Here is a 23,486-nt window from a genome sequence, read left to right as displayed (position 1 = left end):
ACATGATCAGGGTTAGGATTCGAGATCATCTCATAGACATCTGCAAGTGCTATAACTCAATCAAGATGAGCTTTTTGTCCTTGTCCTAGACCTCTGGTAAAAATCAAAAATTGTTGTTAGGGTTAGGATTCAGTAGCCGGTAAGCTGTACTGGATTTAAACTGAGTAGGGGAAATTTTAGTACAAATGCTCGAACTGGCAACTCTGGCACTCTGGTGCAGTCTTAAGGAGTAATTTAGATAGTCAACAGCTTAATTATAGTGAGGAAATCAGGCAATAGTTTCAGAAAATTTGGCAAGTTTAGGTTAAAAAATCAAAAATGAAGTAAAGTTCTTAGAGTTTCGTTATGGTGGTAGAATTTGTTTATGGCTAAAAAGTTTTTATTTGATTCGATACATCTATGACCGAGTTATTTGCTAGTGCAGCGGGACGACATTTGCAAGATGCCAAAATTTTGCTGTCTAAAAAACGTTGGGACAATGCCATTTACCTAGCTGGTTATGTAGTAGAATGCGCTTTTAAGTTTTTAGTAGAACAGTATTTTAAAAATGATCAAAAAGCCGCTAAAAAATTCGGACATGATCTCGAGGAATTAGAAGGTAAAGCGAGGGAAAGATTAGGAATTCTCTATCCTATTTTAGAGCAACAGTTACCAGTTTCTCGCATCCGGGGAACTGTTCTAGGGCAAAATCACCCAGAAAGAAGATATTATCAATCTGGATATTGGACTGAAGATCAGGCTAACTCGGCCGTTGAATATGCTGAAGAAATTTATCGAGATATTATTCTCAGATTAGTGCTAAACGGTTATATTTCTAGTAAGGATATTTAAGATTCTGATGATTAGTTTTAGTGAAACTTTTGCTAGGGTAAGGGACTGCTTTCAGGATTCCAGTCTTGGTTCTCTTGTAGCCAAACTAGAATCCGTGATTATTATTCGTGATGTTGAGGGAAAAATTCGCTTATTTCTAGGGTTAACAGGGACAAACAAGATAGAATCAAACGAAGAAAATCATCTATCTACACTCCTGTCTGAAAAACTTGAGGATTACTATGGCCATGATATTTGGTGGCAAAAAGGAGAAGGAGATGCTTATAAAGCCCTGATTGATCTTATCATGAAGGAAAAAGTTAAGGCACCTTGGTTCGATGAATCGCCAAGCTTGAAATGGTATATTCTAGAACGTCATCTGGCTAAACAAGCATGGACAGAGAATAAAATTGGGCAGCAACTGCCTTGGGATTTTGAAAAAGTTGAAAAAGGATATAAACCAGCTATTGTCTCCTTTTTTTCCTTCAAAGGAGGAGTTGGTCGCACCACTACTATTGCCGCTACTGCCTTAACTTTAGCGCGGAATGGTCATCGAGTCGCTATAGTTGATCTTGATTTAGAAGCTCCCGGTCTGGCCACAATTTTTTCTGAGGATTTTGCCGATAATTCTGGTGTCATGGACTATTTGCTAGAAAAGAAAGTTCAAAAAGACAAATGGAAACTGAGTTTAAAAGATATTAATGACTCAAATTTGTTAGGAGATGAAGGTGAAATCTTAAAATTGCTACCAGCAGGAAATGTGGATCAAGATTATTTAGAAAAATTGGCTCGTTTAGACTTTCAAAATCTTGTCAATGGTCAACTACAAGGCATTTTAAAACAAATGCTAGAAGAAATAGAAAGGTTAAGCAGACCACTGGATTTTATTCTCATGGATGCAAGAGCAGGTTTTCATGATATTGGTGGTTTAGCTATTACTTATTTTTCCCATGCAGTGGTTATTTTTGGTACGGAATCTCGACAAAGTTGGGCAGGATTAACCCAAGTTATCCAACATTTAGCCCTATCTAACCCTGAGGATCCTTTACCATTAATTTTAGTTCATGCTCTCGCTCCATCTTTAGGAACAGTTGGCCGAGAAAGAGAGTTACGAAATTTTCGACAAAGAGCCTATACAATTTTCCAAGAAAACTATTATACTGAATCTGAAGATGTCCCTAACTCTAATGATACTGATGCACCATTTTTCCCGATAGTTGTCCCCTACGATAATAGTCTGCGGGGAGATATTGCCCTCTTTACTCGTGACTCACGGCACGATACTCCAGAAGAAAAAGAGAGATTAGCAAATCTCGTAAAAGTTATGACCGATTCTCCTTATCAAACTATTGCTGAAAAGCTTTGTCAATTATTTGGACGTGATGTGATTATAAACAATCGGTAAAAATTATGGCTGAATTCGATAAAAAAAAGTTACTGGAATTAATGGGAGCAGTTGCTCCTGGAAAAGCAACTGCTGAACAGGAAAGTGATGATGAAGACGTATTTCTCAAAAATTTCTTACCCGTGGTTGATTATAGAAAAGCTTTGGAGCCAAGCATTTTATTAATTCAAGGTGGTCGGGGTGTGGGTAAAACAGAATTATTTCGTTTACTAGCCATTCCCTCTGGACGAGAAGCTTTAGTTAATAGTTTAAATATTCGAGGTCTTGCTCCTTTAAATCAGACCAGATGGATGGCAGGATTTGGTCGCACTCTCAAAACTGAAAAACGATTTCCGATACCAGAAATTATAGAAGAAGAAATGCAAAACGCTACTAATCTTGAATGGCGTAGTTTCTGGTTAGGATTGATTTTAGGTGTCATTTTACAGGAAAAAGAATCTGATATTGCCAGCATTATAGGTCAAGAATTAGATTCAAATATTACTACTATTCTTCAAAATAGGTTATCGCTTTTATCAGAATGGAGAATTTTAGTTAAAGATAATTTTGAACATCTAAATTATGTTCTTGACAAATTAGACGAACGATTAATTACTTCTGACCACTGGCTATTTATTACTTATGATGAATTAGATCGGTTATTGACTACTTATAATGCTCTAGCTAATCCGATTAGAGAATTATTAGCTTTTTGGCTCGATCGCTCTCGTCGTTGGGAGAGAATTCGACCAAAAATATTTCTTCGTACCGACCTATTTAGAGAGGAATTTTTGGGATTTCCTGATGCTTCTAAATTACAATCCCATCGGCTAGAATGGCGACCTTCTTGGCTCTATCAACTCTGGATTAAACGGTTAGCTAATTCGGCTCAAGAAATGAGAGACTATTTACAGATTATCCCTAATTTAATTTATGAAAGCTCAACCCAACTAGGATGGAATGTTAGAAGTGATGAACAATTATTTCAAGAATTAATCGAAATAATGATCGGTAAATATATGGGAGCTAGTCCTAAAAAAGGCATTACCTACCGATGGATACCTAATCATCTTCAGGATGCTGGGGGTAGAATTGCTCCTCGCTCTTTTCTAAAATTATTCGACAAAGCGGCAGCCAAAAGATTAGAACATTTTGAAAGTTTTGAACAACTGACCGAGCTATACCTTCTACAACCCTCTGATCTCCAGAGTGCTTTAATGGATACTTCAGAGGATAGAATTAAAGAATTAGCACAGGAAGAATATCCTTGGTTAGAATCTCTAAAAACTAAGTTAAAAGGGTTAGAAGCTCCTATATTAAAAGAAACTTTTTTAGAGGCTGTGCGCTCAACTCACTGGAGTCCTGAAAAACAACCTCCTGTTAAGGAACCTGAAGAAATTATGCAATATCTAATACAATTGGGTGTGGTGGAAAGTCTCCTCGATGGTCGAATTAATATACCTGAAATTTATCTATATGGGTTTCAAGTTAAACGTCGTGGTGGGGTTAAACGTCCTCAATAACTTGAGGATATCGACAATAATTTTATGTAGAATAAATAGTAAAATACATGAAGCAATAATAACTAACATTGGCAGATTTTAACAGTTGATAACTCCGATAGTTAATGTGTATTAGTCGGTGATAAACCCTTATTATTTTCAGTAATCGATCGACAATGTTTTTTAATTGGATAACTTTACCCTATTTATTAATTAATCCTGTTTTAATTCCCTTGAGTATAGCTCGATCGGAAACTATTCTTGCTCAAGAAGTCAGCGATCCTAATTATCAAAAACTGGTGCAGTACGCCCAAAATACACAACTCGATCGCTTACCCATGGCTGATATAATCCAGAATATCGCCACTCAATTTTTAGGAGCAAAATATCAAGCAGGATTACTCGAACGCTCGGCAACAGAAAAATTATTTATCTCTTTAAAAGAGTTTGATTGTGTCCTTTTTGTGGAAACAGTTCTCGCTTTGAGTCACAATTTTGCTTTAAAAAATTATCAATATTCTGCTTTTAGTCAGCAGGTTTTAAATCAGCGTTATCGCCACGGTATTCTCGACGGTTATTGTAGTCGTCTGCATTACTTTTCCGATTGGATTAATGACAACCAAAAACGAGGCAATCTAGAAAATATTACTCAAAAATTAGGTGGAATTACTCTTAACAAAAAGCTCAACTTTATCAGCAAAAACCGCCCTCTATACCCCCAGTTAAAAACTCAAAGTAATTACGATTGTATTCAACAGGTAGAACGGCAATTAGAAAGTTTATCCTTAACCTATATTCCCACCGCTAAGATTAAAGATATTTATCCACAACTGCAAGCTGGCGATATTATCGGTGTCGTGACTAATATCCCTGGTTTAGATACCACCCATACCGGTCTAGTTTATCGCTTTTCCGATGGCAAAATTGGCTTAATTCATGCCTCTCCTGCTGGTCAAGTTACCATTGCTAAAGACCTAGAAAAATATATCACTAAAGTGGACAAAGCCATCGGTATTTTTGTTGTTCGTCCCCTTGATCCAAGAAATAATTAACCCTGAATTGCTTGAGCTAATTGAACGTGGAGTTTATGACTAGCTTTAAAAGCCATGTAATGAGCGGTGGGAATAGTTCCCAGTAAACTCAAATCACCAATTAAGTCCAATAATTTATGTCTTGCTGGCTCATTATCAAAGCGTAAAGGAGGATTTAACCATTGATTTTGATCGCAGACTAAAGCATTTTCTAAACTGCCTCCTTTAATTAAACCAGCCTTTTGCAGATATTCAATTTGATCGGCAAAACCGAAAGTACGGGCAGCTGCGATCGCTTGACTAAAACTTTCTTGATCAGGACTCCAACTATACCATTGATTACCGATCGGTTTATAGGTAAAATCGATCCCGTAGGTAAAACGTAATTCAGGGGAAGGAATCGCCGCCACAAAAGCATCTCCTTCGTACAACCAAATCGGTTGAGAAATAGTTAAATCCGATCGAGAAAAAGAGTTATCTAAACCGGCATTTTCGATCGCTTCTACCCAGATTTTGGCCGAACCATCGAGGAGGGGAATTTCCGCACCATCCACCTCAATGCGAGCATCCTCTACCCCCAAAGCGGTTAAGGCTGCTAATAAATGCTCAACGGTTCTAACCTTGGCTTCTCCTTGTCCCAATTCCGTTGATAAAGTCGTTTGGTAAACCGAAGAAACTAGAGCGGGAATAATCGGTTGATTGGTTAAATCTCTGCGGACAAAATAACGTCCTTCTCCGGGATTGGCCCCACAGACGCGCACCCGTGTTATTTCCCCCGAATGCAGGCCAATTCCCGATAATTCAAATTGTTTAGGGATAGTAGAAACCATAATTATTAAGTAATAAAGCTTTTATCAGTGAACAGCAAAAAGAACTAAATTTATCGATAACTGATAACTGATAACTGATAACTGATAACTGATAACTGATAACTGATAACTGATAACTGATTAGAATCGTTCCCCGATCCCGAAATGGAGACGAGAACCACCATCGACATTAAAACCGAAGTCAACCCGAATTTGGCCGACGGGAGATTGTACCCGAACACCCAAACCGTAACCGAGACCGGTACCGGGTAAATCCCGGACAATCCCTGGTTGACCAGGGACATCCCCTTGGGAACCAACAGTAGTGCCGAAATCGACAAATAAAGCCCCCCCGATAATGGCGACAATGGGAAAACGATATTCGGCCGTCGCTTGGAAATAACTGCGACCGCTACCCACTTCTCCCTCGGCGTAACCCCGTACAGAGTTACTACCCCCAACGATAAAAGCATCGTAGGGGGGTAAATCGCCTAATACTGTCCCTGCTTGCACATTAAAAGCGAGGGATTGCTGACCTTTAAAAATATCGGTTTCAAAGAGATTAAAGGAATTAATCAACCGAACGGGGATAAAGTAACTGTAACTACCCCGAACACGAGTGCCGAAAATACTGCCAGAACCGACCGGAATAGTTTGTTCTAAACCTAGACGCAGGAAAGAACCACTGGTGGGTTGCAGGGGATTGTCGCGAAAATCTTGAATAGCGCCAATATTTAGGGAAAGTAGATCATCGATCCCAGAGGAACTAAAAGCCAGTTGTTGACTGCCAAAACCATTGAGAGGTGCAGACAGAGGGGAGATGTCACCATTGGCATTTTGCACCTGTACCTGTTGATAGTTAAAGCCTAGGGAAACCACCCATTTTGGTTTCGTAAACACATCAGGGGCCAAAGGACGGACAAAAGTAATACCGCCACCCGTCCGGACGATACGGGGACTATCATTATCGTTAAGAGTCCGAATTGAGGAATTTTCCCCATCATAAACCAGAGAAATCGACTGTCGCCGGAAAACGTTGACCGTGTAGGAAGTGCGGAAATTATCCTTGGCAATCCAAGGATCGGAAAAACTCAGATCAAATAACAATTCCCGTTCCCCTAACTGGACTTCTGCCCCTAAAGTTTGGTTATTACCGCCAAAATTGCGCTGTTGATAGCTAACAGTCCCGAATAAGCCCGCATTCGAGCTAATACCACCCCCAGCGGCCAGGGAACCGGTATTACCTTCCACCACATCGACGTTAACGACCACCTCCCTTGGGTCGCTGCCAGGGGAAAAAGACAGACGCACATCCTCGAATAAACCGAGACCGAAAACACGCTGTAAATCCTGTTGGGCTGTATTGCGGTTAAAAATATCCCCCGCTTTTAGGCGCATTTCCCTAGTAATGATAAATTCTCTGGTTTTACCCTTGACCGGTTCCTGTTCGACGTTAAAGTAGCGTACTTGAATTTTTTCGATTAAACCTTCGGAAATGACCAGAATCACCCTACCATCGGGAGTGACTTGCGGCGCACCGATCACCTGGGCCAGATCATAGCCGTTTTTGCTGTACCAGTCATTGATTTTTTTGACCCCCGCCTGTAATTCCCGCAAATTCAGGGTTTTGCCGTATTGACTGGCGAAAATTTCCTCGACCACCGCGGCAGGTAAAATCGATTTGTCCACGGTTTCTGGGGCGATTTGAATCTGTACACCCTGAAAAACGGGGTTAGGTTGCACCTCGAAGGTGACTCGCACCCCTAGGGGCGTATCTTGAGGAACTGCCCGCACATCGGCAAAAAAGCCCGTGGCAAAAACGGCGTTAATATCTTCTTGTAGTTGCGATCGAGTCGTGCTGCGTCCGGGTCGGGTACGAATGGTATTATAAACTAGATTTTCTAATTCTCGATCAGCCCCCTGTACTACCACTTCAGCCACCAAGACCCGCGACTCCTCGGCCTGCGCTGGTGGGGGTGTTGTGGGAGTTTCTGGAGGGGTTGGGGTTTCCGGCGGCGGTAGCACGGGTGGAGTAGTTTCTCCCGTCGCGGGAGGCGACTGTACTAGCTGCTCGACCCGGGGAAAAACCGTCTCTGGGGGTTCTTCTTCGGCCATTACCGTCCCGTGAAATAATCCGAAAATAGCCAGCAGCAAGGCCAGCGAGGAATATCGCCTCGAAAAATTGAGATTTTTAAGCACTTCCACACACCCAGTAACACCATTATGGTTTTGTTTGTTTTCTCTGCCCGAGAAATTTAACGAACGTTAAAACTCTAGCAGATCGCTTACTCTCAGTAAATCCCAGCTTGACCAGTGACTAAAGAGACACTGCCTCAGGTCTGATACTGGTCAGCCGTTAGCATTAAGTTTTTATCTTGCCATATCTTAGCTTTTTTCGGTTTGGCTCTATCCCCACTTCACCCTCTAGGATTATTGCCACCTCGGTTGGTGAACAATTAATTACGCTAGCGCCGACATCAACCTTTCTTTTGTAATAACTGTACCAGCTGCGAGACCTGTTGGCGATTGAACATTTGCAGCAGGGTACTAGCTACTAATTCCGGTTCCAGGGTAATCAGGATTTGTGGTAATTTCGCGGTGGCTAATAACTGCAATTCTTGACTGACGGTGATTTCTTCCCCGCGACCCCATTCTAATAAATCATTAGCTTGTTTTAATTCTTTAATAATAACCGGGGCGAGAGTACGATAGGAATGTTTGGGGTTAGCCAGGGCTGATTGGGCATTTTTAACTAAATATTGCCATTTTTGCTGTTCTGAAGCCAATTGAAGAGATAAAGTTAATTTTTGTAATTGCTGACGGGAAGCACTGGTTTCTTCCTGTTTGAACAGTTGTAACATCTGTTTGAGGATATCTCTGACGCGGATGGAGATAGAAGAGGCTGCCGCCATAGCTGGGGTAGATTTTCCTTGGCCGACAAGATACTTAAGATGGGCCTGTAATTCGGCAAAAGTCGGTTCACCTTTTTTAACGATAGCGTTAGCTTCCTCGGCTTGCAAGCCTAAGGGACTCCGCAGCTTATTGATCAATATCTTAAGCAGATCATAACCCTTGAGGAACAAAGATTCTAATTTTTGATCCACTTGTAGGGGATTTTCTTTCAGTATTTTAAAAGCATCCTCAAGACGGTGAGCAGTTTTTTGGATACTGCTATAACCTAACATGGCCGCCCCCCCCTTGATGGAATGGGAGGCACGAAACATCTCGTTAATCTGTTCAGTGTCGTTCACGAGATTGCCTAAGTCTAAAATCCCCTGCTCCAAAGTTTGCAGGTGTTCTTTTGCTTCTTCGATGAATATACCGAGAATTTTCTGAGCGTTAGCGGAGTCCAAGGTCTTATCCCCCTTATCAAGATGCTGTCCAATCCTAGATTGCCCAGTTTTTCAGGAAATATATCAGTTATGAGGCAATGGCTAGGAAAACTGGCCCTGACGGACACAAGCTAAGTTCAAAAGCCTGCCCAGAAAAGTTCTCAGCTTCTCTTGCTCAAAATAGATCTAGCAACGGCAGGCAAAAAGCTAAGGAAAGAATCGGGGATGGGAGCAAGCTGACTAGAAATTATTATTGATCCGTGGCAGCTAGTCAACAACTGAGGGAATTAGAGTTAGATGGACTGATTCACCGAGAAGTTGATCCAGAAATTCCTCCTAAAGTTGAATATTCTTTAACCGCTTTCGGAGAAACCCTGAAACCGATTATTCTGCCAATGCACCAATTAGGAATTGAGAAAAATGCCAGACTTTAAGGTTTCAAATTTCCTCCTCGAATAAACCAAGTAATTGTGGCACTGGTAAAAGCAGTGATAGCGACAATAGCTATTTGTTTCCAGTTTTTTAATTCCCCAACTTTCTCGATTAAATCAGGAATTTTTTGGGTTAATACTGCTTGGGATTGAATTGTTCCTTCAATTTTAGCCGTGATAATTTTGACTTCCGTGATTTCTTTGTGTAGGTTAATAAATTGCTTGTTATTTTCTTCTCTCAGGTTTTCTAGTTGTTTGCGATTATCTTCCTTTAGCGTATCAATTTGCTTGCGGGTTTCTTCTCGCATTGCCGAGAGCAAGTCTTTCAATTCTTGAATATCATTGCTAGTAACAGTAGTCATACAATTAACCCCAAGAGAATCTATTTAACTGGTCTTCTTTAATTTTATTATACTTCACCTCCGCTAAAAAGGTCAAATTCATCAAATTTAATTACCTCGGAGTCAGGATAACGAGTATCAAAACGATAACTGCTCACGGTTCCTTTTTCTGTATCTAAAATGCTAAAAACCGTCAGATCATTACTGGCAATATAGGGTAAAGGTTGATTAACCCAATCCACTAGAGGAGCAATATTCGGGATAATTGCTTCTAATCCATTGGGATTACTGATCGCCGCATAATTTCTATCGAGAGGTACAGGACGTTTTTTATCACCTAAATAAGCACCATAACTATTACCAACGTTAGAAGATTCGAGAAAATTCATACCGTTAGGACTAAGAAAACGATTCCATAAATGAGAATGCCCATAAAAAACCAAATTAACCTTGGCTGATTCTAATAAAGGAATTAGATCACGAATAATATAATCATTTTCTTGGGGATAATCATAACGGACTGATCTAACTTTTCCCGTGGCATCCCGTTCAATTGTCGGCACGGGATCGGTGTAGGGTGGAACGATATTGACCCCTAGGCTATGGGGAGGATGATGAAACATAACTACTTTATATTTAGCCTCTTGAAATTCTCGACTATTTAACTCTTTTTCTAACCATTGATATTGAGGACTACCCTGAGCAATTGGCTCAAAAATATGCTGGCCATAACCCCAGCGGTCGGGTCTATCTAAATCTCTTTGATTTTCGTAATATCTTCCCCTTGCATTGGGTTCTAAATTGGGATTTCTCCAGATATTAGTAACATATAAAACCACTAAACGAATATCCCCAAAGGTGAGAGAATAATATTTATTTTGAGGCAAAGAAAAAATTTCTTCGTAGGTTTCTGTGTTGAAAGCATGATTTTTTAACCAGTTTTCATTAATTGCTGCTGTATCCTCTGCTAGTTGTTTAGCGATCAACTGAGGAATAGCATCTTCAAACTGTTCATTTAAACCTGTAGAATTAGAAAATCTGCCCATAACTTCATGATTACCAATAGCAGGAAATAAGGGCGCATTTTGAATAATTTCTCCCCCCTTATAAATAGTCTGAATACCATTCTTTGTCAGAGTATAATTAGCACGACCTTGTAAACAGGGAAAGAATGCGCCACCGCGACTATCATCAAACCATTCGGAAGCTCGATCGGGTATATTAACTAAATCTCCTGCTAAAAAAACTGCATCCACCTGTCCAATAGTTTCGCTAACTTTTTGCAAATTAGCGGCAGTCATGGGCATTAATTGATGATCGGAAGTGAGCAGAATTTTGAGATTAGTTCCTTTTTTTGGTCTTGGTGTAAGGGTATAAATATCACTTCTAATCGCTGTATTTTCCTGAAAACTGGTGACTTGATAGGGAATCCTTTCCCCAGGATTTAAATCAGTAATTTCGGCCTGATGTCGCCAGATTTCTCGCTCGCTTAAAGATTGATAAGCTTCAAGGGTTCTCGATTTGGCATCTTCTCTAACTCTAGTTAATTTGCTAGTACGAGCGAGGGCAATTTTCTCTAGTTTTTCCCCGTAGCGCACCTGATGACCAGTGCCAAAAAATTCCGTAAACCAAACCACTTGTATTGATGTTTCGGTGGGTAATTGTAAAAAAGGTTCGGTTAAAAGTTGATTCTTGTTCATTAAACCTCTTGCATAATTAATTTTTCAGGGTTCAAAAACGGCAAAAATAAGGATTAAATGGCATAAAGTCTGTAAATAGACCATTTAACTGATTATTATTCATTCTTAATTCTCCTGACTACTGACTACTGGCTACTGACTCCTAACCCTAACAACAATTTTTGATTTTTACAAGAGGTCTATTGTCGCTAAAAGATAACTGCTGTACTGCATTTAAACAGTCCTGACGAGTAATTGAGATAGTTCCCAGCTTAACTGGCAATAACTAGCAGATTCGCCATTTTATCGGCTAATGTAAAACCTTAGACTCTAACTGCTGCTGTTGCCAGAGATTTTGATAGACCCCAGGTATTGCGATTAACTCCTCGTGGGTTCCCATCTGGACAATTTCTCCGCGATCCATGACAAAAATGCGATCGGCAGTGGCAGCGGCCGATAATTGATGGGAGATAAAAATCACGGTTTTTTGGCTTTCTTGTCTGAGATTTTCCAAAATAGCCGTGGCTGTTTGATTATCGACGCTAGATAGGGCATCATCGAGGATTAAAATCGGCGCTTGGATGGCTAAAGCGCGCGCTAAAGAGGCCCGTTGACGTTGACCCCCGGAAAGAGTAATCCCACGTTCTCCCACTAAAGTTCCGTATTTTTGCGGGAAATTCTCGATTTCCTCCTCAATTCTCGCTTGTTTGGCCGCCGATGCCACTGCCGGAAAATTCAGCAGCGGATCGCCGTAACGGATATTATCTTCAATGGTGGTACTAAATAAAAAACTTTCTTGGGGAACATAAGCGATCGCTTTTCGTAGATATTCAAGGGCAATTCGAGTGACATCTTGATCATCAATAAATAACTGTCCCTCGGCAATATCCAAAAGACGGGGAATAGCGTTAGCAAGGGTAGATTTTCCTGATCCGATCGCACCGACGACCGCTACCGTTTCTCCCGGATTAATGGTAAAAGAAAGAGATTTTAAGGCTGGTTCCTTAGCATCAGGATAGAAAAAAGTCAAGGCTTTGGCGGTAATTTTTCCTTGAATATTTTTTAGGTGAATACAATCGGCATTGTCTTTAATTTTAGCCTCAGCTAACAGGATAGTTTCTAGGCGATCGATACTCACTTCTCCCTGTTGGTAGGCCGTAATAGTGAAACCTAATAAAGCAGTGGGAAAAACTAATCTTTCCGCCAAAATTAACAGAGCAATAAAGTCCCCAATGGTGATATTATCCGATATAATTTGTCTAGTACCGAGGGCAAGCAACGCCAATAAACTCACATAGGATAAAGCTTCAATCAGGGGAAAAAGAAAATTACGAGTCTGGACTAAATCTAAATTAGCCTGTAATAATTTGCGATTTCTTTGTTTAAATGCTAGGCGCTCGTTACCTTCTTGGGCATAGATTTTAATCAGAGTAATACCACTCATATCCTCTTGAATTAAATCGCTCAGATGCGAGAGTTTTTCTTGTACTTTTTTCTGTTGCCGCTGCAGACGACCACTAAATAACTGCACAGCAATTAACATCAAAGGATAGACAGAAATAGCGGCGATTGAAAGGGGAATATGAATCGCTAACATTACGGGCAAAGTTAACCCATAGGCAAAAAAAGTATTGGCTAAACTGAGTAAAGCAAAACCCACCAGACGACGCACATTATCCACATCGCTAGTGGCACGGTTGATTAAATCTCCTGAAGTTTGCCGAGAAAAATAGGCAGGTTCAAGGGTTAATAAATGCTGAAAGATTTTTTGTTTAAGATCGAACTCTACCTGACGACCGATCCCGAATAATAACACTCTAGATATCATGCGGATAAACCACATAATCGAGGCTAAAGCGACAATTAAAGTCAGATAATAAATGATTTTTTGGAAATCAAAGGATTTACTCAAATCATCGATGCTATCCCGGATTAAAAGCGGTATGTAAACACCCAAAAGATTAACAATAAGCAAAGCAACTACCCCCCCAGTTACTATTTGCAAATGGGGACGTAGATAATTTGCTAGTTTTTTAATGCGAGAATAAGCCATATTCAGTTATCAGTTATCGGTAAGCAGTTAGAACAGGGAACAGGTAAAAGGGGGAATAGCCCCCCAAGATTTTATTTTTTCTCCTTGTCCTGATTTGGTGGCGGTTTAACATTAGAACCACCCTGGGGCGGTTTACCGGGTGGTTTATCAATTTTAGGTTGATAGCCGTGCTTAAATTTATCATATCGTCTTTCTTGTTTGTCCGACATTTAAGTTATCTCTGTTTGATCCTGCTAAAATTCAATATAGCGAATTTCCTCTGCATTAATCAAAATAAGCTGCCCGCGCATCTAAATTAGTCTAGGTCGATAAGGGAACACCAGAACACCGGAACACTGGAACAGTAAGGGTTATCTGCTTTTTAGCTAACTTAATAATGCCCAGTTTAAATTCGTCTTAGCTTATCTTCAATAGTTAAAACTACCCCTTCTAATTCGGCGACTTCATCTAATAAAAGGGAAGCATCGATCGATAATAATATTCTTTTGTCCTTGGCAAGTTCCAAAGCATAACAGAGATTGTCTCAAGCTGGTAGCATCGCTAATACTTGCGGGGATTTTTCAGTAATCGGTAAATAGTAACCAGTAATCATTGAACTGCAAACTCAAATCCGATAACTGAGTCAAGATAGCTAAAAATCCCCATCGCCCTACCATGCGTTTCAGACAAATTTTTATGCTTTTATTACATGGCTGGCAATATTTTGTAACAATCTATACGAATTTTCCCGTTGAAGACTGTAAATTTAAGTTAATTGCTTCGGTGATAACCCTGAAATAAACTGATCTTTCTAGCCCAGATGACTAAAAACCGACTCTATACATCGAATCCTCAAAACTGTTATGCTTCCGGAAAAAATCTCTTAGACAAAAACTATTGCTAAATCTCCCTAGATGGAGAAGCAAAAGCGATCGAGAGATACAAATAATTAAAGCACCCTTACTGAATCAACAGTTACTTGCAAGAAATTTTCTCGGTTATCACCGCAGTCAGTTAGGGTAAATAATGAGAATTTTTCACCGTTTCATCACCTTTGTTTAGTTTCTAATCACGATTTTTTAGTCCATGAGTAAACTTTCCAGACGTAGATTTATCTTCACTGCCGGGGCAACTGCCGTAGGAACAGCAATTCTCCACGGTTGCGCCACTCCCAATAATACCGCGACCAGTCCCTCCCCGGCCGGCAGTCCTGCAGCTTCCCCCGTTGCCAGTGGAGAAACTCCCGAAGTCACCACCGCTAAACTAGGTTTTATTGCCCTCACCGACGCTGCCCCCTTAATTATCGCCAAAGAAAAAGGTTTATTCGCTAAACACGGGATGCCCGATGTGCAAGTGATGAAACAAGCCTCCTGGGCGGCAACCCGGGATAACCTCGAATTAGGTTCGGCGGGCAACGGTATCGATGGGGCGCATATTTTATCCCCCATACCCTACCTAATGACCTTGGGCAAAATCACCAAACAGCCCGTACCAATGTATATTCTGGCGCGTTTGAATACCAACGGTCAAGCGATTTCCATTTCTAATGAATACATGGATCTAAAAGTTGCCCTCGATAGCGGTGTACTGAAAGAATCCTTCGCTAAAGCTAAATCTGCGGGCAAAGAAGTTAAAGCCGCCGTCACTTTCCCCGGTGGTAATCACGATCTCTGGATGCGTTACTGGTTAGCCGCCAGTGGTATCGATCCGAATAAAGATCTATCCCTAATTGTTGTTCCTCCACCACAAATGGTGGCTAACATGAAAGTCGGCACGATGCAAGCTTTCTGTGTGGGGGAACCTTGGAACGCCCAATTAGTTAACAAAAAACTCGGTTATTCAGCCCTGATTACTGGGGAATTGTGGAAGGATCACCCCGAAAAAGCCTTCGCTTTACGCGCCGATTGGGTGGATAAAAATCCCAAAGCGGCAAAAGCTTTAACTATGGCTGTTCTAGAAGCGCAGCAATGGTGCAATGATCCCGCTAATGTTAAGGAAATGTGCGAGATTATTTCAGGACGGGAATGGCTGAAAATTGACCCCGCCGATATCTTGGGCAGAATGCAGGGTAATATCGATTTCGGTGATGGTCGCAAAATCGAAAATAGCCCCGTAGCCATGAAATTCTGGGCTGATAACGCTTCCTATCCCTACAAGAGTCATGATACTTGGTTTGTGACTGAAGACATCCGTTGGGGCTATATTCCCGCCGATACGGACATCAAAGCTTTAGTTGATAAGGTTAACCGGGAAGATATCTGGAGAGAAGCCGCCACAGCCCTCAATGTTCCGGCTGATCAAATTCCCGCTACCCCTTCCCGCGGCGTGGAAACTTTCTTTGATGGCGTGAAATTTGACCCCGAAAATCCCACCGCTTACCTGAAATCTCTCAAGATTAAAAAGGTTTAAATCAGTGAGCAGTAATCAGTAACCAGTCAACAGTTAAAGATGATTTTCTGATAACTGTTAATTAATAACTGATAACTGATAACTGATAACTGATAACTGATAACTGATAACTGATAACTGATAACTGATAACTGATTATGGCTGTTTCTATTTCTCGTCGTTCTCAAAGTCCAAAATGGGTAAAAGACCTGCAAAAAAAATTACCCAAACTAGCAACTTCGGCGATTGCTTTATTAATTTTCCTTGCCATCTGGCAAATTCTCTGTTTTAGCCCCGATGCTCCCCTTCCTAGTCCCACCAAAGTGGTTAGCGATACCTGGGAATTAATTATTAATCCCTTCTTCAATAATGGTGGCACGGATGTGGGGTTATTCTGGCAAATTTTCGCCAGTTTACAACGGGTGGCCGTCGGTTTTACCCTTGCCGCTATTGTCGGTATCGCTGCGGGTATTTTAATCGGTAGCAACGCTCTAATTTATGATGCGATCGATCCGATTTTCCAAATCCTGCGTACCGTTCCCCCCCTAGCTTGGCTACCCATCTCCCTCGCCGCTTTTCGTAATAACGAACCTAGTGCCATATTTGTAATTTTTATTACAGCAATTTGGCCAATTATTATTAACACAGCCGTGGGAGTACAGCAGGTTCCCCAAGACTATAAAAACGTCTCTAGAGTGCTAAAATTATCAAAAATTGAATACTTTTTTAATATTCTTTTTCCCGCCACTGTTCCCTACGTTTTCACGGGATTAAGAATCGGTATCGGTTTATCTTGGTTGGCGATTGTAGCGGCGGAAATGCTGATCGGTGGCGTGGGAATTGGCTTCTTTATCTGGGATGCTTGGAATAGTTCCATGATCAGTGAAATTATCCTCGCCCTGATTTATGTGGGTATTGTTGGTTTCTTACTCGATCGCCTCATGGCCTACATCGCTAAATTAGTTGTACCCGAAGAAAATAAATAAGTTTAATTGTTACAAGTAAATAAAAGTGGGTGAGGTTCAAAACTAAATTATTAGCCACCCAACCCACCTCACCCCCGATAACAAGGGCCGAATCTAAAACCTAATTTGTTAAGCTAAAAGCTTTGATCTACCTAGTTTCTAACCTTCTTGTTAGATAGGAGAATTGCCAGATTCTTTCTTTTGCCTCTTGCCTGTTGCCTCTTGCCTTCAGAAGCTGATAACTGATAACTAATAACTAATAACTGATAACTGAAAATGTCTGCATTTATTGAAGTCGATCACATTGATAAGGTTTTCCCTCTCCCCGATGGCCGTCAATATATTGCCCTAAAAAATATCGATCTCAGCGTTACTCAAGGGGAATTTATCTCTTTAATCGGTCACTCCGGTTGCGGGAAATCTACCCTCTTAAATATGGTCGCCGGACTCGATCGCCCCACGGTGGGAGGGGTGATTTTAGAGGGAAGAGAAATTAAAGGCCCCGGCCCCGATCGCATGGTGGTCTTCCAGAATTATTCTCTGCTGCCTTGGTTAACCGTCCGGGAAAATATCGCCCTAGGAGTTAACCGTGTCCTGCGTCATCTGCCGGCTGCTGAACGCAAAAGTGTCATCGAACATAGTATCGATATGGTACACCTGCGCCATGCCGCCAACAAACGACCGGGAGAATTATCGGGAGGCATGAAACAACGGGTAGCGATCGCCCGCGCCCTAGCCCTACGGCCAAAAGTCCTGCTACTCGATGAACCCTTTGGGGCGCTGGATGCGTTAACCAGAGGCAATTTACAGGAACGTTTGATGGAAATCGTCGAAGAAAGCCACGTTACCTGTATCATGGTCACGCATGATGTGGATGAGGCCCTATTACTATCCGATCGAGTGGTGATGTTAACCACTGGTCCAGAGGCCCATATCGGTCAGATTCTCGATGTTCCCATTCCCCGGCCCCGGCATCGTTTAGAAGTAGTTAATCACCCTAGTTACTACGCCCTCCGTAACGAGATCGTTTATTTCCTCAACCAACAGAAGCGATCGAAGAAAGTCGGTCAACCCACCGGACCGGTGACGGTGATCGGCCAAGCTACCCGACTGAAAACCAATCCCACCATCGGTTTTATCCCCCTCACCGATTGCGCCCCGATTATTATTGCCAAAGAGAAAGGCTTCTTCGCCGAGGAAGGATTAGAGGATGTTATCCTGCAACGGGAACCCAACTGGAAAGCGCTCGCCCAAGGAGTGGCTACCGGTCGTCTCGATGCAGCCCAGATGGTGGCGGGAATGCCCCTGAGCATGACCATTGGGGCCGGCAATAAGCCCTCTGTCCCCGTGATTAGCGCTTTGGTACTCAGTCGCAACGGTAACGCCATCACCCTCAGCAATAAATACAGGGAATTGGGGGTAGAAAAACTGGAGGACTTGAAGGATGCCCTCCTGCAAAGTCCCGATAAAATCGCCACTTTCGGCATGGTTCACCCCGCCTCCATGCACAATCTACTGTTACGCTACTGGTTAGCTAGTGGCGGCATCGATCCCGATAGTGATGTCAATTTAGCCGTAATTCCGCCGCCTCAGATGGTTTCCCTACTAAAAGCGGGTAATATCGACGGTTATTGTGTGGGGGAACCCTGGAACTCCTACGCCGTTCAGGAAAAATTAGGCTACGTTATCGCCACCGATCTTGATATTTGGCCCGGACACCAGGAAAAAGTCCTCGGAGTCAAGGAAACTTGGGCGGCGAAACATCCCGAAACCCATATCGCCATGGTGAAAGCTTTAATTAAAGCCTGTGAATACTGCGATGATCGGCGTAATCGAGAAGAAATCGTCAATATTCTCAGTCAGCCCCAGTATGTGGGCGTGGATAGCGCAATTATTCGCCCCGGTTTCCTCGATGGTTACGATCGCGGTTTAGGAACTGCCCCCGAACCCCTATTCCGATTTAATCAGTTTTACGTCGATCAAGCTAACTGTCCGGGCCGGAGTGAGGCCCTATGGACCCTAACTCAGCTTGCCCGTTGGGGTTACGCACCTTTCCCCCGCAACTGGGTGGAAGTGATTGAACGCGTCCGTCGTCCCGATCTGTTTGGTGAAGCTTGCCGGTCCCTGGGCCTTCCCGATTTGGAACCCGATCGCCACAGTTTTGCCCTCTTTGATCATCTTATTTTCAGTCCCGACGATCCGATCGGCTATCTGGAACGTTTCTCGATCCGTCGCGATTATCGCGTCTCAGAAGTTCTCCTCGATGATCCCGTCGCTAATTAAGGTTGGCTGAATAAATCTAAAAACCTTGTTGGGTAAAACTTTTAGACTTTTTGGCAATCAAAAAGTACCAGATATGGGAGTGATCGGGGGGAAAATTCAGGGACTTTTTCCCTGAAAATTAGGTAATTGACCAGATGAAAATCGCTAAAACCCTAAACCCCACACCCTGTCCCCACGAAAAACTTTTTCAGCAGACCCGAATTAATGGTTGTGGTGGGCAAAGCCCACCTTAAAATAAATCTAGGACGAATATGCAAACTTTTACCGATAAGACCGTGAATTCCAGCACCACCACCCAGCCTTTTTTATTAGTTAGTAATGTTGCCAAAGAATACCCCTCTCCCGAAGGGGTTTACACCGTTTTAGACGGTGTGGAGCTGCAAGTTAATGAGGGGGAATTTGTCTGCATTATCGGTCACTCCGGCTGCGGTAAATCGACCCTTTTAAATATGGTAGCGGGGTTTTCTTCTCCTAGTCGTGGGCAAGTGCTGCTACAGGATAAAGAGGTTAAGGAACCAGGGCCAGACCGGATGATGGTATTCCAAAATTATTCGCTTTTGCCCTGGAAAACTGCCTTTGAGAACGTTTATATCGGGGTTAATTCGGTTTATCCCGAAAAATCTCAGGCTGAGAAGGTGAAGATCGTGGAAGAAAATCTATCCTTAGTGGGATTGACAGAAGCAGCCCAGAAAAAACCCCCTCAATTATCGGGAGGTATGAAACAACGGGTAGCGATCGCCCGCGCCCTGGCCATTCGTCCCCAAGTCCTCATCCTCGATGAACCCTTTGGGGCCCTAGATGCGATCACTAAAGAGGAATTACAGGAAGAATTGCTGAAAATCTGGCAAGAACACCAGTTAACCGTGTTGATGATTACCCACGATATCGATGAGGCTTTGTTCTTGTGCGATCGCTTGGTGATGATGACCAACGGCCCAAGCGCCAAAATCGGTGAGGTGTTAAAGATGCCTTTTGCCCGTCCCCGGGTTCGTTCCCAAATTACCGAGGATCCCCGTTACTACGAACTTCGCAATGAAGCCCTCGATTTCCTCTACAATCGTTTTGCCCATTCGGAGGATCCCAACGAGGATGCCCCCGAACAACCCCCCACAGAAAATCTCGTGGGTAAAATTGTTACTGCTATCGGTGGGATAGCCTTACTCGCTTTTGTCGGTTTTAGTCTAATACAAATGTTCACCAGCAAGACTCCCAATACTGCTAATCCGGCTACCATCGAGGACTCCAGATAAGTAACAGTTATCAGTTATCAGTTATCAGATTTGAGTTTTAAGTGATACTAAATCCGCTGAGTATAGGCTACATATCAGGACAGGCAATAGGCAGAAGGCAATAGGCAAAAGGGAGAATGAATAATCAGTCTTTAATAACCGGATTTAGTATGACAGTCTTAAATAGAAGTTTCCTACTGTCTTTTCACTGATTACTGCTTATTGATTACTGACCAAGGATAAACCAGAAAGAGACAAAAAACAAAAAGGTGAAAACTGATCCCACAAAAGACAAGAGAGGCATTTAGATAAGCGGGCAGCCGACTTAATTTTCCGAATATTTTCCGATTAATCTCTGGAGAGTTCGTCAATGATTAAGATGTTCAAAGACGGATTTATCACCGATATCGTTGGGGAGAGGTTGGCTTAACTTTCCCAGGGCAAAGATAACGAATAAAGTCGCCCAGAGAATTAATAGCCCCTTTTCCCAATTTAAGGGCAATATCCCCAAAAGATGACCGAGTAAAAGGGCGGGAACTAGAGGGGTTAAAAACTTGGTTTCTAGACGATTAAAACAAAAGGCTTCTTTGAAATAAATCCCCGTGAGACTAGCAAAAATAAAGCCCACACCCAATAAACTCACCGGATGGTTATAGACAAATTCTAGGGGAGAAAGCTGATAATAAAAGCTTAAAATTAGGGAAGTAATCGCCCCGATTAGCCAAAAAACTTGCAGGAGACGATGAAGGGGAATTAAATAAATATGGATAGTCAATAAACTGATGCCTAACCCCAGACAAAAACCAATGTATAAAAGGTTGGTCAGGGGCAATAATTGCGGTCGGCTGAGAACTATAATTGTAGCGACAGCGAAACTAAAAGCCGCTAAATTTAACCCCAGACGGTAGAGACGCACGCCTAGGCGATCGCTATCCGTAATCGTAAACTCTCCGAATTGACCTTGATAAACTCGATCGACAGCAGGGGAAGTCATTATGCTCTAAAGAAAAAGGGAAGCTTAGAAAAGATTGACTACAAATCATCTTAAGCTTAAATTATGCCAGTATCCTCACTTCTCCCCTCTCTCGGCTGACTAATTGCGAGTTTAGTAGTCAATCAAGCTAAAAATTATGATTAATTGGGATAAAAAAAATATATATGTTATTTTACTACGTCTTTCTTGTTTTAACTTCTGATTCCTTGTCATTTCAGTAATTCTCTTTGGTGCCAGAGACTTTATGAACTCAACTAGCGAAATTTTGATCGTGGGCGGTGGTATCATCGGATTAGCGATCGCCGTCGATTTGCAATTGCGCGGGGCAAAAGTTACCCTCCTAGTTCGAGATATAGCTCAGGCCGCTAGTCGTGCGGCCGCGGGAATGTTAGCCCCCCACGCAGAAGGGATTCCCCCGGGTCCCTTTCTCGATCTTTGTCTGCGATCACGATGGTTATATCCAGAATGGAGCCGCAAAATCGAGGATTTAACGGGGATAAACAGCGGTTACTATCCCTGTGGTATTCTTGCTCCCGTTTACGAGCTAGATCAGCCCGTTACTACCAAGGAAGTTAATAAAATTTGGTTAGACAGCAATGCAGTTCACCTCTACCAACCCGGACTAGGGAAAGATGTGGTCGGTGGTTGGTGGTATCCCGACGATGGACAAGTGGACAATCGGCAGCTAGTGACCGCGCTGCAACAAGCAGCCGAAAATTTAGGGGTAGAAATTCGCCAGGGGGTAGAAGTCCACGCCATACAACAAAAGCAGGGAAAAGTCAAGAGTATTTATACCTCAATTGGGGAATTAGAAGCAAAAATTTACATTTTAGCGGCGGGATCCTGGGCCAGTCAACTATTACCCCTCCCTATCCATCCCGTCAAAGGCCAAATGGCCGCAGTAAAAATGCCCCCTAACCAGACCTTAACTAGGGTTTTATTCGGTCCGCAAACCTATCTGGTTCCCCGTCGCCATGGTCGTTTAATTATCGGGGCCACTTCCGAAAAAGTGGCCTGGCAAACGGGTAATACACCCCAAGGACTGCAAACCCTTTTTGAACGCGCCACCCGTCTCTATCCCCCTTTAGCTGACTGGGAAATCGAGGAAATGTGGTGGGGATTCCGTCCGGGTACAGCGGATGAATTGCCCATTTTAGGCCGCAGTAGCTGTGATAACCTGATTTTAGCCACCGGTCACTATCGCAATGGCATTTTACTCGCTCCTGTCACTGCTTCCTTAATCGCTGACCTAGTGATTAATGACAAAGTTAATCCCATTTTGACCCATTTTCGATGTGATCGCTTTAATCAACCATCACCCGTTACTATTCCACCTATGTCCTTAACTATTATTGAGAATAAACCCCAAGCGCTTTTATCGCCCCAAAATGATTGCCTCACCATTGCTGGGAAAACCTTTCACTCCCGCTTGATGACTGGGACTGGCAAATATGCCAATCTGACAACTATGCAGGAAAGTATTAGTGCCAGTGAATGTCAGATCGTCACCGTTGCCGTTAGACGAGTACAAACGAACGCACCCTTCGACTTGGCTCAGGGCAAGCCCGGCCATGAGGGATTAGCAGAAGCGATCGATTGGTCGAAAATCTGGATGTTACCCAACACTGCCGGTTGTCAAACGGCCGAAGAAGCGATTCGCGTGGCTCGTTTAGGGCGAGAAATGGCCAAATTATTGGGACAGGAAGACAATAACTTTATTAAACTCGAAGTTATTCCCGATCCTAAATATTTATTACCCGATCCGATCGGAACTTTGCAAGCGGCCGAACAATTAGTTAAAGAAGGTTTTGCCGTACTGCCCTATATTAACGCCGATCCTCTCTTGGCCAAACGTTTAGAGGAAGCCGGCTGCGCCACGGTTATGCCGCTAGGATCGCCGATCGGATCGGGACAGGGGCTGAAAAATGAGGCAAATATCGCGATTATCATCGAATCGGCCAAAATTCCCGTGGTGGTAGATGCCGGGATCGGTACACCCTCAGAAGCAGCCCGGGCCCTGGAAATGGGGGCCGATGCCTTATTAATTAACAGTGCGATCGCTATGGCGGCCAATCCGGCTATGATGGCCCAAGCCATGGGAATGGCGGCAAAAGCGGGACGTTTAGCCTATTTAGCGGGAAGAATGCCGATTAAGTCCTCTGCTAGTCCTAGTTCCCCCCTGACGGGAACGATCGCCTAACCCGGTGATCTATCAAAACTCGTTAAAATAGGGGAGATTTGCCTATCTCCCCCCACACCACACCTCGATAAATCCC

18 protein-coding genes are annotated in these 23,486 nt (G+C 42.7%); 10 read left to right on the top strand and 8 right to left on the bottom strand.

The genetic code is table 11. The annotated features are described in order from the left end of the window. The first annotated feature begins 399 nt into the window (after positions 1–399). The 4 genes from RAM70_RS07930 (at position 400) to RAM70_RS07915 (ending at position 4,748) form a co-directional block, all read left to right on the top strand. Positions 400–831, top strand: coding sequence for a HEPN domain-containing protein (locus RAM70_RS07930; protein ID WP_045362601.1), 432 nt, complete (start codon positions 400–402; stop codon positions 829–831). A 7-nt stretch (positions 832–838) separates the two neighbouring features. Beyond that, a complete protein-coding gene (locus RAM70_RS07925; RefSeq protein WP_288136692.1) occupies positions 839–2,215 on the top strand; it encodes a KGGVGR-motif variant AAA ATPase in 1,377 nt (458 codons plus the stop codon). Positions 2,216–2,220: 5 nt separating this feature from the next. Next, a complete protein-coding gene (locus tag RAM70_RS07920; RefSeq protein ID WP_312673172.1) occupies positions 2,221–3,717 on the top strand; it encodes a P-loop ATPase, Sll1717 family in 1,497 nt (498 codons plus the stop codon). Between the two features lie 155 nt (positions 3,718–3,872). Beyond that, positions 3,873–4,748 carry an N-acetylmuramoyl-L-alanine amidase-like domain-containing protein gene (locus tag RAM70_RS07915; RefSeq protein WP_045362608.1) on the top strand — a complete coding sequence of 292 codons (876 nt, stop codon included), beginning with the start codon at positions 3,873–3,875 and terminating at the stop codon, positions 4,746–4,748. On the opposite strand, the gene lpxC is transcribed toward RAM70_RS07915, so the two are convergent. The 3 genes from lpxC to RAM70_RS07900 all read right to left on the bottom strand — a co-directional run bounded on the left by lpxC (position 4,745) and on the right by RAM70_RS07900 (position 8,889). Then, positions 4,745–5,557: a UDP-3-O-acyl-N-acetylglucosamine deacetylase gene (gene lpxC, locus RAM70_RS07910; RefSeq protein ID WP_312673170.1), complete on the bottom strand. Its 813-nt coding sequence runs from the start codon at positions 5,555–5,557 to the stop codon at positions 4,745–4,747. The genes RAM70_RS07915 and lpxC overlap by 4 nt on opposite strands. 120 nt (positions 5,558–5,677) lie before the next feature. Continuing rightward, positions 5,678–7,651, bottom strand: a complete 1,974-nt coding sequence (locus tag RAM70_RS07905) for a BamA/TamA family outer membrane protein (RefSeq protein WP_312675845.1) — start codon at positions 7,649–7,651, stop codon at positions 5,678–5,680. A 362-nt stretch (positions 7,652–8,013) separates the two neighbouring features. After that, entirely contained in the window at positions 8,014–8,889 is an 876-nt protein-coding gene (locus RAM70_RS07900; RefSeq protein ID WP_312673168.1) for an Hpt domain-containing protein, read from the bottom strand. 239 nt (positions 8,890–9,128) lie between these two features. Here RAM70_RS07900 and RAM70_RS07895 point away from each other — a divergent pair, with 239 nt between their 5' ends. Next, positions 9,129–9,302: a winged helix-turn-helix transcriptional regulator gene (locus RAM70_RS07895; RefSeq protein WP_312673166.1), complete on the top strand. Its 174-nt coding sequence runs from the start codon at positions 9,129–9,131 to the stop codon at positions 9,300–9,302. Here the strand turns inward: RAM70_RS07895 and RAM70_RS07890 are convergent. From RAM70_RS07890 to RAM70_RS07875, 4 genes are all read right to left on the bottom strand, one after another. Continuing rightward, positions 9,299–9,661 carry a hypothetical protein gene (locus RAM70_RS07890; RefSeq protein ID WP_312673164.1) on the bottom strand — a complete coding sequence of 121 codons (363 nt, stop codon included), beginning with the start codon at positions 9,659–9,661 and terminating at the stop codon, positions 9,299–9,301. The genes RAM70_RS07895 and RAM70_RS07890 overlap by 4 nt on opposite strands. A 47-nt stretch (positions 9,662–9,708) precedes the next feature. Then, positions 9,709–11,340: a purple acid phosphatase family protein gene (locus tag RAM70_RS07885; RefSeq protein WP_312673162.1), complete on the bottom strand. Its 1,632-nt coding sequence runs from the start codon at positions 11,338–11,340 to the stop codon at positions 9,709–9,711. Between the two features lie 289 nt (positions 11,341–11,629). Beyond that, positions 11,630–13,372 (bottom strand): ABC transporter ATP-binding protein, encoded by a 1,743-nt coding sequence (locus RAM70_RS07880; RefSeq protein ID WP_312673160.1) that lies wholly within the window; start codon positions 13,370–13,372, stop codon positions 11,630–11,632. A 71-nt stretch (positions 13,373–13,443) separates the two neighbouring features. Beyond that, positions 13,444–13,581, bottom strand: a complete 138-nt coding sequence (locus RAM70_RS07875) for a hypothetical protein (protein ID WP_190380135.1) — start codon at positions 13,579–13,581, stop codon at positions 13,444–13,446. An 856-nt stretch (positions 13,582–14,437) separates the two neighbouring features. Between RAM70_RS07875 and RAM70_RS07870 the strand changes: the two genes are divergently transcribed. From RAM70_RS07870 to RAM70_RS07855, 4 genes are all read left to right on the top strand, one after another. Continuing rightward, entirely contained in the window at positions 14,438–15,760 is a 1,323-nt protein-coding gene (locus RAM70_RS07870) for a CmpA/NrtA family ABC transporter substrate-binding protein (RefSeq protein WP_312673157.1), read from the top strand. 137 nt (positions 15,761–15,897) lie between these two features. After that, on the top strand, positions 15,898–16,725 hold the full coding sequence (gene ntrB, locus RAM70_RS07865) for a nitrate ABC transporter permease (RefSeq protein WP_045362625.1): 828 nt from the start codon (positions 15,898–15,900) through the stop codon (positions 16,723–16,725). Positions 16,726–16,980: 255 nt separating this feature from the next. Continuing rightward, positions 16,981–18,987: an ABC transporter ATP-binding/substrate-binding protein gene (locus RAM70_RS07860; RefSeq protein WP_190380138.1), complete on the top strand. Its 2,007-nt coding sequence runs from the start codon at positions 16,981–16,983 to the stop codon at positions 18,985–18,987. Between the two features lie 251 nt (positions 18,988–19,238). Further along, on the top strand, positions 19,239–20,237 hold the full coding sequence (locus RAM70_RS07855) for a nitrate ABC transporter ATP-binding protein (protein WP_045362629.1): 999 nt from the start codon (positions 19,239–19,241) through the stop codon (positions 20,235–20,237). Positions 20,238–20,583: 346 nt separating this feature from the next. Here RAM70_RS07855 and RAM70_RS07850 read toward each other — a convergent pair whose 3' ends face one another. Continuing rightward, positions 20,584–21,210, bottom strand: a complete 627-nt coding sequence (locus tag RAM70_RS07850) for a DUF2301 domain-containing membrane protein (protein ID WP_312673152.1) — start codon at positions 21,208–21,210, stop codon at positions 20,584–20,586. A gap of 244 nt (positions 21,211–21,454) precedes the next feature. On the opposite strand from RAM70_RS07850, the gene thiO reads away from it, so the two are divergent. Further along, on the top strand, positions 21,455–23,410 hold the full coding sequence (gene thiO, locus RAM70_RS07845) for a glycine oxidase ThiO (RefSeq protein WP_312673150.1): 1,956 nt from the start codon (positions 21,455–21,457) through the stop codon (positions 23,408–23,410). Positions 23,411–23,486: the final 76 nt, after the last annotated feature.

This window comes from Microcystis wesenbergii NRERC-220, assembly GCF_032027425.1.
Lineage (GTDB): Bacteria > Cyanobacteriota > Cyanobacteriia > Cyanobacteriales > Microcystaceae > Microcystis > Microcystis wesenbergii_A.
This window is presented reverse-complemented; position numbering and strand designations above follow the sequence as displayed.